This is a genomic window from Promicromonospora sp. NPDC023805 (genome assembly GCF_040639635.1).
In the GTDB taxonomy this organism is placed as follows: domain Bacteria; phylum Actinomycetota; class Actinomycetes; order Actinomycetales; family Cellulomonadaceae; genus Promicromonospora.
In genome coordinates this window covers 43,511-52,144 of sequence record NZ_JBFAAH010000033.1, presented here as the reverse complement: position 1 = coordinate 52,144, position 8,634 = coordinate 43,511, and the positions used below count along the sequence as shown (strand labels likewise).

Annotated in this window: 7 protein-coding genes; all 7 read right to left on the bottom strand. The window is 71.8% G+C overall.

All coding sequences use genetic code 11. The annotated features are described in order from the left end of the window. Positions 1–124 precede the first annotated feature (124 nt). A complete protein-coding gene (locus AB0F70_RS24520) occupies positions 125–2,101 on the bottom strand; it encodes a S8 family serine peptidase (RefSeq protein ID WP_357454798.1) in 1,977 nt (658 codons plus the stop codon). Positions 2,102–2,215: 114 nt separating this feature from the next. Continuing rightward, a complete protein-coding gene (locus tag AB0F70_RS24515) occupies positions 2,216–3,247 on the bottom strand; it encodes a helix-turn-helix transcriptional regulator (protein ID WP_357454795.1) in 1,032 nt (343 codons plus the stop codon). A 120-nt stretch (positions 3,248–3,367) separates the two neighbouring features. Further along, on the bottom strand, positions 3,368–4,846 hold the full coding sequence (locus tag AB0F70_RS24510) for an MFS transporter (protein ID WP_357454792.1): 1,479 nt from the start codon (positions 4,844–4,846) through the stop codon (positions 3,368–3,370). A 59-nt stretch (positions 4,847–4,905) separates the two neighbouring features. Then, positions 4,906–5,322 (bottom strand): GNAT family N-acetyltransferase, encoded by a 417-nt coding sequence (locus AB0F70_RS24505; protein WP_357454789.1) that lies wholly within the window; start codon positions 5,320–5,322, stop codon positions 4,906–4,908. Positions 5,323–5,365: 43 nt separating this feature from the next. After that, the gene (locus tag AB0F70_RS24500; RefSeq protein ID WP_357454786.1) at positions 5,366–6,259 is read right to left on the bottom strand and encodes a carbohydrate ABC transporter permease; all 894 of its coding nucleotides are present in this window, start codon (positions 6,257–6,259) and stop codon (positions 5,366–5,368) included. After that, the gene (locus AB0F70_RS24495; protein WP_357454783.1) at positions 6,256–7,158 is read right to left on the bottom strand and encodes a sugar ABC transporter permease; all 903 of its coding nucleotides are present in this window, start codon (positions 7,156–7,158) and stop codon (positions 6,256–6,258) included. The genes AB0F70_RS24500 and AB0F70_RS24495 overlap by 4 nt, the downstream gene beginning before the upstream one ends. A gap of 117 nt (positions 7,159–7,275) precedes the next feature. Next, entirely contained in the window at positions 7,276–8,562 is a 1,287-nt protein-coding gene (locus tag AB0F70_RS24490) for an ABC transporter substrate-binding protein (protein ID WP_357454780.1), read from the bottom strand. Between the last annotated feature and the right edge of the window lie 72 nt (positions 8,563–8,634).

Genomic DNA, 8,634 nt, shown 5'->3' with positions numbered 1-8,634 from the left:
CCCGACCCCACCCGGCCCGCCCGGGCCCCCGCGCCGTTCCCGGTTTTGGGCTATCCAGTTGTGGGCGGGGCAGCCCGGGCTGCCGACCACCTGACGTTCTACCGATCACCCTGCCGGGGGTATCTCAGCGGCGGCGGACCTCCAGGTCGGCGCTCGCCTTCGATGCCGCCAGGTCGTCCGGCACGAGCGCGCTGACCGCTGTGCGGTGCACCCCGCCCTCGTCGGCGCCCGCGTAGACCCACGCGCCGTCCGGGCTCACGGCCAGGGAGCGCACCGACATCGCCGTCAGACCGTTCGACGCCGAGGCCCACGTGGCGCCGCCGTCGCCCGAGACGAGCACCCCCGCGCCGTTGGCCGCCAGCCCGTACGGCTTCCACCGTGCGGCGCCCGCGACCAGGAGCTCCGTCCCGGCGGCCGGGCCGTCCGGCACCTCGACGGCCACGAACGTGTCCACAGCGGCCGACGTGTTCGGCACCTCCGCGGCCCGGAACGACTCTCCGCCGTCCGTGCTCACCCGGATGCCCGGCAGCTCGCCGACCACCACGTGGTCCGTGTCCTCGGGGTCGACCCAGACGGACCTGGCCTCGTCCTGCGTCAGCCGGGTGATCGTCCTGCCCAGGTCGTCCGACCGGTACAGGCCGGACGACGTCGCCAGCCACAGCCGCGCGTCGTCCACCGGGTCCGGCACCACCTGCTGGATCAGCATGCCGTGGTCGTAGCTCGTCCACGTCTCGAACCCGTCGCGCGACACCATGAGGCCCGAGTCGACTATCGACGTGTAGCCCACCGCCACGGTTTCCTCGTCGTGCGGGGACACCGCCAGCGCCGTCGGGCTGAAGCCCCCGGTCGGGCCGACCTGCGCGAGGTCGGCGTCGGACTCGCCGGCGCCCGCGGTGAGGATGCGGCCGCCGCCGAACGCGAAGCCGTCGCCGACGTCGACCAGCCGGGCCCGCAACCCGCCCGCGGGCGGGTTCGCCGACAGCGGGAACCGGGTCACGTCCAGGGGCCGGCGCTCGCCGCCCCTCCGGGCCGGGTCGAGCCTGAGGGTCGGGTCGGCCACGCCGGTCACGCTCGCGCCGACGGCGATGACGCCCTCGGCCGCGGCCGGCGAGCCGACGCTCTGGTCGTACGGCCCGGAGTTGCCCGCCGCGGCCACGACCACGACACCCTGCCGGACGGCGGCGGTGGACGCGCGGCCCAGCGGGTCGGTGCCGTCGCCGGGCGTGCCGAGGCTCATGTTCACGACGTCGGCCGGGGCGTCGCCCAGCGGGTCGATCGCGGCGTCCAGCGCGAGCAGCAGGCCCTCGGTGGTGCCGCCGCCGTTCGCGTCCATGGCCTTCCACGCGGTGAGCGTGACGTCGGGCGCCATGCCGGTGAGGTTGTCCCCGCCCGCGCCGACGATGCCGGCCACGTGGGTACCGTGCATGTGGTCGTCCATCGGGTCGGCGTCGTCGTTGACGAAGTCGTACCCGTCCACCACACGGTGGCCCGGGCCGAACCCGGCGCCGAGGTCGGGCAGCGTGTAGTCGATGCCCGTGTCGATGATCGCCACGGTGCGGCCCTCGCCCTTGACGGGCGTGCCGTCGGCGTCGGTGCGCTCCCAGACCTGCGGCGCGCCCGTGGCGGGGATGTTGGCCTCGCCGAGGAGGCGCACTGGCGCGTCCTCGGTGACGCGTGCGACGCCGGGGGCGGCCCGCAGCTCGGACAGGTCCGCGGGGTCGACCGTGGCGGTGATCGCGTCGAGCACCCCGGTCACCGACCGCGTGTCGTCGAGCTCTACGTCGTTGCGGACGGCCCACGAGGTGACGCCGCCCTGAGCGTCCTCGACCGTCTCGACGGCGGCCCGGTAGTCGGCGGCGAAGGCACTGCGCGCCCTGGCCGAGCCCGTGCCGGAACGCGCGGCGGCGACCCGCTCGTCGCCGACCACCTCGGCGGCGCTCGGTGCGTCGAGCTCGATGATCACCCGGACCGGGTCGGTCCCCGGGTCCGACGCAGAGACGGGCTTCGGGGCGGCGGCGGCCGGCGACAGAATCACGGAGGCAGCGACGAGGGTGCCCGTGACGAGAGCACCCCAGCGGCGGCCGGAGGACGGAGGTTGCATAAGGGTTGTCTATCCGCCGTCGCACCGGTTCGGCAATGGCGGTAATGGCCGGTTCCGGCCACTGGCCGGTACCGGCCGCACGTGTTGACACGGCTGTCACGGGGGAGCCGCCGGTCAGATCCAGCCGCGCCGGACCGCCTGCGCGCCCGCCTGGAAGCGGTTGGCCGCGCCGAGGCGGCGCAGCAGGTCCGCGCTGCGCCGGCGCAGCGTGCGCTCGGACAGCCCGAGCTCGCGCGCGATCGTCTCGTCCTTCGCACCCGAGCCGAGCAGGGCGAGCAGCGCCCGGTCGTCCTTGCCCGGGCCGCGGTCCGGGGGAGCAGCGCCCTCCAGGCTGTCGGTCGCCGGGACCTCTATCGAGTCGGCCCACACGGCCTCGAAGGCGGCGCAGAGCAGGTCGACGAGGGGCCCGCCCTCGACGACTATCGCCGTCGGCCGGTGCGGGTCGAGCGTGGAGCTGACCAGCGCCGTCCGCCGGTCGGCGATGGCCAGCTTGGTCGGCAGGGTCCGCGCGATCCGGGCCCGCTCGCCCTTGCTGGCGGCGTAGCGCATCTCGGCCCACGCACCCGGCCGCTCGAGCACCTCAGCCGCGTAGACGGCCCGCCAGAGCACGCCGCGCTCCAGGACCAGCGGCTCGACGGGGTTCTCGCCCGCCAGCACGTAGGGCGGCCGGTCGAACGCCATGAACTCGCCCGTCACCTCGTGCTCCAGGCGGGTGTACCAGGCGCCGATCAGCGCGGGGTCGTCGATCACGTGCACACCGGCACCGGACTCGCCGGCGTCGGTGGTCTGCTCGAACAGGTCCGCCAGATCGGGGATCGCCGCCCGGATCCGGTCGAGGTGGGTCTCCGTACGCTCCGTCAGCGCGCGCAGCGCGATCCGCGGGTCGACGGCGGTGTACTCGCCCTCGCCGCCGCTCGTGCGGTTGATCAGCCCGGCGGCCCGCAGCCGGGCCAGCATGCCGGCGGCGTCGGTCCCCTCCAGCGGGACGTCCCGCAAGACGTCGTCCACCCGGACCGTGCCCTGGGCGAGCACGTAGCGGTAGACGAGCCGGGTGTCGTCGTCGATCCCCACGGCATCGAATCGGGCATCGAATCCGGCGCCGAACCCGCTGTCGGGATCGACGCCGCTGCCGGGTTCCGCTGTCATGGGTCCCAGGGTAGGACGCCGCCGGCGCCGGCCCGCTGCGCGTACCCAGCGATCCGGCCCGAAAACCCGCCGTCTTCGGGCCGAATCACTGGGTACGCGGCCTCGCCGGGGACTCGGCGATCAGGCGCTGCGCAGCAGCCGGCGGGTGAGGGCCGCCGCGACGAACAGGAGCACCGCACCGCTCAGCACGACGAGCCGGAAGCCGTCGACGAACGCCGAACTCGCGGCCTCCAGGAGCGCCTCCGCCTGCGCCGGAGGAAGGTGTGCGGCCGTCGTCGCCGCATCGCCGATGCTCTGTGTACCGCCACCTGCCGTGCCCAGGCGGTAGGCGGCGCTCGCGACGCTGCCGAACAGGGCGATGCCGAGCGCTCCGCCGAGATTGGTGGTCGTCTCGAGCGTGGCCCCGGCGGTCCCGGCGCGGTCGCGCGGGGCAGTGCTCATCGCCAGTGCCGTCGTCACCTGGTAGAGCGGTGCGAGACCGAGGGCGGACACGATGCTCCCCGCGACGAAGGGAACGACGCCGCTGCCGGTGCCGACGAGCCCCATGATGGCGAACCCCGCTGCCGAGACGGTGAGCCCGAGCGCGAGGACGTTCGGCGCGCCGAGCCGTGCCTCCAGCCGGGGAGCCAGCAACCCGCCGACGGCGTAGGCGACGGCGCTGGGTATGGTCCAGAGCCCTGCCTCGAGCGGGGTCATGCCGAGCACGGACTGGAGGTACTGGCCGATCAGCAGCTGCGTGCCGTACAGGACGGCGAAAGCCAGCGCGTTGCCGGCCTGCGGGACCGTGAGCGTCCGCTCCTGGAACAGGCTCGCGTCCAGGACGGGATGGGCGGTCCGTCGAATGTGCAGGCCGAACCCGATCAGCAGGGCCACCCCGCCGATCCCGCTGAGCAGCGGCAGGACGGGCTCTGCCGCCGCCGCGAGCTGCTTGATCGCGTACACGGTGGCGAGGATGCCCGCGATGCCCAGCGCGACACCGACGACGTCCATGCGCCGCGACGTCGCGCTGCGATGCTCTGGGAGCAGCAGGGGGCCGAGGACCAGCAGCGCGACCATGGCAGGCGGCGTCACGGCGAACACCGCCCGCCAGTCGACCGCGGCGATCAGGAAGCCCCCGATCACCGGCCCGAGGATGCCGCCGACGGCGAAGCCGGCCGTCCAGATCCCGAGCGCCGCGGCGCGTTGCCGCGGCACCCGGAACATCGAGCGGATGAGCGCGATCGTCGACGGCGCGATCATGGCGGCGCCCACTCCGATCAGCGCTCGCCAGGCGATGAGAGCCAGGGCCCAGGGTGCGAAGGCCGCGCCGACGGATGCGGCGCCGAAGACGGCCGCGCCGATCAGGAGCATCCGCCGTCGGCCGAACCGGTCCGCGAGCGCGCCCATGGGCAGCAGCAGGCCGGCCACGAGGAACACGTAGACGTCGGAGATCCAGAGCAGCTCGCCGGCGGTGGGTCGCAGCTCGGCGGCGAGCGCCGGCATCGCGAGGTTGAGCAGGTTCGAGTTGACCGAGATGAGCGTGCACGGCAGGACGAGCAGCGCCAGGGCCACCCAGTCGCGCGGACGTGCGCTCGGTTCGATCGTCGCCGCTTCGCTCACCAGGCCATCATGAGGCGACCCACTGACACGGTCAAAGCGTTTGCCCGGCTCGGGCGGTGCTACAGCCGGATGCGCATCCCGAGGCTCGGTGCGACGTCGGCGAAGCCGACGTTCTCGTAGAGCCTGCGTCCCGGCGGGTCCCCGATGAGGGTCACGTACGGGTCCGCCGGGGCCTTGGCGCGGATCTCGTCGAGCAGGCGGTCCAGCACCATCCGGCCGAGCCCCTGGCGCTGGAACTCCGGGAGCGTGGCCATGTCGGCGATGTGGAAGTACCAGCCGCCGTCGCCGATGATCCGGCCCATCGCGACGGCCCGGCCTGGGTCGGCGTGGTCGGCGTCGGTCCGTACGTGACAGAAGTACCAGTTGCCGGTCAGGGCCGGCGCGCCCTGCTCGGGTGTCTTGGGCGAGAGGCCGGAGGACCGGCGCAGCTCGAGGTACTCGTCCAGGGTGGGCGGCTCGTCCACGAGGCGATACATGCGCCGATCATGACACGAGCCGCCACACGAGCCGCTCTAGCCCTCAGCCCTTGACCGAGCCCGACATCAGGCCGCCCACGAAGTACTTGCCGAGCACTATGTAGACCAGCAGCGTGGGCAGCGACGCGAACAGCGCGCCCGCCATCGAGACGCCGTAGTTCTGCAGCAGCGCACCGTTGGCGAGGTTGTTCAGCGCGACGGTGACCGGGCCGTTCTGGGACGACGAGAAGAACACCGCGAACAGGAAGTCGTTCCACGCCGAGGTGAACTGCCAGATGAGCACCACGACGAAGCTCGGGATCGAGATGGGCAGGAGGATCGACCAGTAGGTGCGCAGCATGCCCGCGCCGTCGACGCGCGCGGCCTCGATGAGCTCGTGCGGCACCGTCATGTAGTAGTTCCGGAAGATCAGCGTCGTGATCGGGATGCCGTAGACGACGTGCAGCATGATCAGCGTCGGCACGCCCGTGGGCACGCCGAGGTCCAGGATGAGCTGGTTCAGCGGGATCATCACCGCCTGGTACGGGATGAACATGCCGAACAGGATCACGGTGAAGACGAGGTCCGCGCCGCGGAAGCTCCACCGGGCCAGCACGAACCCGTTCAGCGACCCGAGGAACGCCGAGATGATCGAGCTCGGCACCACTATCGCGAGGCTGCGCATGATCGCGGGGGACAGCGCGGTCCACGCCGTGGCCCAGTTGTCGAGCGTCCAGAGCTGGGGCAGGGCCCAGGCGCGGCTCGGGTCGGCGTCGCCGGTGCCCTTGAAGCTGGTCACCAGCAGCACGTACACCGGGATGAGGACTACCACCAGGAAGAAGATGAGGCCCGCGTACTTGCATGTGCGGGCCAGGGAGTAGCGGCTCCTGCTGACGCGCGTCGGGGGCCCGCTGGGCGCCTGGCGCGGGCTGGCGAGCACGTTGGTCGCGGCGGTCATCGCTTCTCCTCGCGGTTCGTGCGGATCAGGTACGGCACGATGACGAGCGCCACGATGATCAGCAGGATCGAGCCGACGGCGGCGGCGTTCGCGTAGTCGAAGCTCGACTTGAACACGAACATGTCGACGGCGGGAACCTTGGTCTGGTAGTTGGCCGGCTTGGAGATCGACATGATGAGGTCGAACGCCTTGAGCGACATGTGGCCGATGATGATCAGCGCGGACAGCGCGACCGGGGACAGCTGCGGGAACAGGACGTACCGGTAGAGCTTCCACTCGCTGGCGCCGTCGATCCGCGCGGCCTCGCGCAGCTCGTCCGGGATGCCGCGGAACCCGGCGAGGAACAGCGCCATCACGTAGCCGGACAGCTGCCAGATCGCGGGGACGGCGATCGCGACGATGCCGAACGTGACGTTGTTCCACCAGTTGTTCTGCAGCGCGTCGAGCCCGACCATCTGGAACAGGCGGTTCAGGCCGGAGGCCTTGTCGTCCTGGTTGGAGTTCAGCAGCCAGCGCCACACCACACCCGAGGCGACGAACGAAACCGCCATCGGGAAGAGGTACACGGAGCGGAAGACCCCCTCGCCCTTGACCGGCTTCTCGAGCATCCAGGCCCACAGGAAGCCCATGACCATGGTCCCGGCCAGGAAGACGACCGTGTACAGGACGAGGTTCATCAGCGAGTGCTGGAAGTCCTCGCTGGCCAGCAGGTCGAGGTAGTTCGTGAACCACACGTTGGCGGTGGGCTTCTGCCCGGTGGCCTGCGCCGCTGTGTGGTTGTCCGTCAGCGACGTCGTGAAGTTGGCCGCGATCAGCCCGTAGACGAAGACGCCGATGAGGATCAGGGACGGGGCGAGCAGGAGGAGCGGTGGCCCGAGTCGCCGCAGCTTGTTGATCATGTAGGTACCCCAGATGGATGGGCGAGATGGTGGGCGCAGCCGCGCGCCGTCGGGAAGCCCCGACGGCGCGCGACGTACGGCGGTGTGCGTTCCGCTGGAGCGGTCAGCGCGTGAGCATCAGCCCTGTGCGGCGGCTGCCAGCTCGGACTGGAACCCGGCCAGGTCGGACGCGCCGGTGGTGAACTTGCTCGTCGAGTCGGAGATCGCGTTGAGCGTCGCGACCGGCGTCGCCGCACCGTGCATCAGCGAGGACACGATCGTGTCGTTCGCGAACGACTCGATGGCGGTCTGCTGGTACTCCGAGAAGTCCGCGGGGTCGGCGTCGGTGCGGGCGGGGATGGAGCCCTTCGCCTTGTTGAACGCGACCTGGCCCTCGAGCGAGCCGACGGTCTCCAGCCACGCCTTGGCGCCCTCGGGGTCGGGGGCGCCGACCGGCAGCGTGAAGGAGTCGGCGAGGAAGTCGAACGTCCCGTCGGTGCCCGGGACCGGGGCCGCCGTGAAGTCCGTGCCCAGCGCCTTGTCCTGCTCCTCGAACGCCGCGACCGCCCAGTCGCCCATGACGTTGAACGCGGCGCCGCCGTCGATCACCATCTGGGTGGCCTCAGGCCAGTCGAGACCGTCGCGGTCGTCGTTGGTGAAGCCCATGAGGGTCTCGAAGTTCTCGAGCGCGGCGGTGACCTCCGCACCCTCCCAGTCGGTGCTGCCGTCCCACAGCCCGCTGTACGCGTCGGCGCCCAGGCTGGCGAGCAGCACCGTCTCGAGCAGGTGCACCTGGGTCCAGGTGGTGCCCACCGAGAGCGGAGTGACGCCTGCGGCGTCGAGGGTCTCGAGGTCGGCGATCCACGCGTCGAGGTCCGCGTACTGGCCTGACGGGTCGATCCCGTTCTCCTCGAGCACCGTCGGGTTGGCCCAGACGACGTTCGCGCGGTGGATGTTCGACGGGATCGAGTAGATCGCGCCGTCCTCCGACGAGAGCCGGTCGACCAGGTCGGCCGGGAACGCGTCCGTCAGCCCGAACTCGTCGTAGAGGTCGGAGACGTCCTCGATCTGCGCGGCGTCGATGTAGTCCTGCAGCTCCGCGCCCGCGTGGGCCTGGAACGTGTCCGGCGGGTCCTGCGCCTGCAGGCGGGTCTGCAGCAGGTCCTTCGCGGCGGAGCCCGCACCACCGGCGACGGCGCCGTTGACGAACTCGATGCCGGGGTGCTGCTTCTCGAACTCGCCGACCAGGGCGTCGAGTCCTGCCTTCTCGGAGCCAGCGGCCCACCAGGTGAACACCTCGACCTGGCTGCCGCCGCCCTCGGTGCCGCCGTCGCCACCCGTGTTGCCGCCGCCGCACGCGGCAAGCGTGAGACCGAGAACAGCGGCTGTCGCCACCGTCGCGGTGATCCTCCGGTTCGAACGCATCTGGGGTCCCTCAACCTTCCTCGGTCGCTGGAGCACCGACCCGGACGACGTCGTGGTGCGCGCCGAAGGTGA

Excerpts from the sequence above, each read along its gene's own strand:
- AB0F70_RS24520 (WP_357454798.1), bottom strand. The coding sequence starts at position 2,101 with ATGCAACCTCCGTCCTCCGGCCGCCGCTGGGGTGCTCTCGTCACGGGC.
- AB0F70_RS24515 (WP_357454795.1), bottom strand. The coding sequence starts at position 3,247 with ATGACAGCGGAACCCGGCAGCGGCGTCGATCCCGACAGCGGGTTCGGC.
- AB0F70_RS24505 (WP_357454789.1), bottom strand. The coding sequence starts at position 5,322 with ATGTATCGCCTCGTGGACGAGCCGCCCACCCTGGACGAGTACCTCGAG.
- AB0F70_RS24500 (WP_357454786.1), bottom strand. The coding sequence starts at position 6,259 with ATGACCGCCGCGACCAACGTGCTCGCCAGCCCGCGCCAGGCGCCCAGC.
- AB0F70_RS24495 (WP_357454783.1), bottom strand. The coding sequence starts at position 7,158 with ATGATCAACAAGCTGCGGCGACTCGGGCCACCGCTCCTCCTGCTCGCC.
- AB0F70_RS24490 (WP_357454780.1), bottom strand. The coding sequence starts at position 8,562 with ATGCGTTCGAACCGGAGGATCACCGCGACGGTGGCGACAGCCGCTGTT.